General features: G+C 66.5%; 2 protein-coding genes. Both read right to left on the bottom strand.

Going from position 1 to position 1,480, the window contains the following annotated elements; genetic code table 11:
- Positions 1-171: 171 nt before the first annotated feature.
- Entirely contained in the window at positions 172-462 is a 291-nt protein-coding gene (locus ACFXK0_RS29040; RefSeq protein WP_379414274.1) for an ATP/GTP-binding protein, read from the bottom strand.
- 14 nt (positions 463-476) lie between these two features.
- Complete coding sequence (gene nucS, locus ACFXK0_RS29035; protein WP_379414273.1) at positions 477-1,220, bottom strand: endonuclease NucS; 744 nt, start codon at positions 1,218-1,220, stop codon at positions 477-479.
- Positions 1,221-1,480: the final 260 nt, after the last annotated feature.

Genomic DNA, 1,480 nt, shown 5'->3' with positions numbered 1-1,480 from the left:
CCAAGGCCATCCCCGAGGTCGCCGACGCCGACGAGGACATCGTCGACGAGGACCGCGAGAGCGCAGACGTCAGCAACTGACGTCGGACCTGCGACGACATATCGTCTCCACCGGAAAACCGAAGGCCGCCTCGATACCCCGAGGCGGCCTTCGGTTTTCGCCGTATCCGTGTCAGGACCAGCGGCGGGTGATGCCGCGGGTGCGGCGTCCGTTCCAGCAGCCCTGATGCCAGTGCCTGCGGTCGTCCTCGCCGCCGTCGGCCGCCCAGGCGACGATATGGGCCACCCCCGGCGCGATCTCGTGGTCACAGCCCGGGCAGCGATAGGTCTTCACCGCTCGTGCGCCCGGCACCGTGCGCACGATATAGGTTTCCTCGCCCGGCCCTTCCTCGGTGCGCCCGTACACGTCACCGATCGGTGCCGGTGCGCCCCTGCGGCCCCGTGGTGGCTTGCGTCGCGGCATCGTCGGCAAAGTCCTCAGAACAACCGGAAAACGTTGCTCTCCGTGCCACGCAGCTCGTCGTAATCGAGCGTCAGGCAACGGATTCCCCGGTCCTCGGCCAAGATGCGCGCCTGCGGCTTGATCTGCTGGGCGGCGAACACCCCGGCCACCGGTGCCAGCAGCGGATCACGATTGAGCAATTCCAGGTAGCGGGTGAGCTGTTCGACGCCGTCGATCTCACCGCGGCGCTTGATCTCCACCGCCACCGTGGCGCCGTCGGCGTCGCGGCACAGCAGGTCGACCGGGCCGATGGCGGTCATGTACTCGCGCCGCACCAAGGTGTAGCCCTCGCCCAGCTTCGTCACGTGCTCGGCCAGCAGCTCCTGCAGATGCGCTTCCACCCCGTCCTTCACCAGACCGGGATCGACGCCGAGCTCGTGCGAGGAATCGTGCTCGATGTTCTCGATGGTGATGCGCAGTTCCTCGCCGGCCTTGTTGGTCACCACCCACAGCGCCTTGATGTTCTCCGGCAGCGCCGTCTTACCCTCCCGCAGCGGCGTGACGCCGTTGGGCAGCTCCGCGGGTACCAGCGAGGCGATATCGCGCTCCTCCAGCCAGCACGGCGGGCTCATCCAGTTCAACGGCTTGTAGGAGCCACCATCGGAATGAACCAGCACCGACCCGTCGGCCTTGATCATCAACAGCCGGCGGGCCATCGGCAGGTGAGCGGTCAGTCGGCCGATGTAGTCGACCTGGCAACGAGCAATGACGAGGCGCACCCCAGCACAGTACCGCCTCCCCGGAAGCAGTTCCGCCTCCCCGGAATTCGGCCGACGGCCTGGCAGCGTCGGAAGTCTGCATCGGGCCTGCGGTTGGTCGGTAGTTGCGTCTTGGACGTGCCCGGCGAGTTACCCATGTGCTCACGAAATCAGTCGTCCGGGAACGCAAAAAGGCCCTCCAACCGAAGTTGGAGGGCCTTTCGCAATGATGTTCCGGCGGTGTCCTACTCTCCCACACCCTGTCGAGTGCAGTACCATCG

This window comes from Nocardia sp. NPDC059177 (assembly GCF_042755165.1).
GTDB lineage: Bacteria > Actinomycetota > Actinomycetes > Mycobacteriales > Mycobacteriaceae > Nocardia.
Note: the sequence above shows the minus strand (reverse complement) of the source record. Positions and strands in the feature narration are given on the sequence as shown.

Bases quoted from the DNA above. Each gene is read 5' to 3' on its own strand.
- ACFXK0_RS29040 (WP_379414274.1), bottom strand. From the start codon at position 462: ATGCCGCGACGCAAGCCACCACGGGGCCGCAGGGGCGCACCGGCACCG.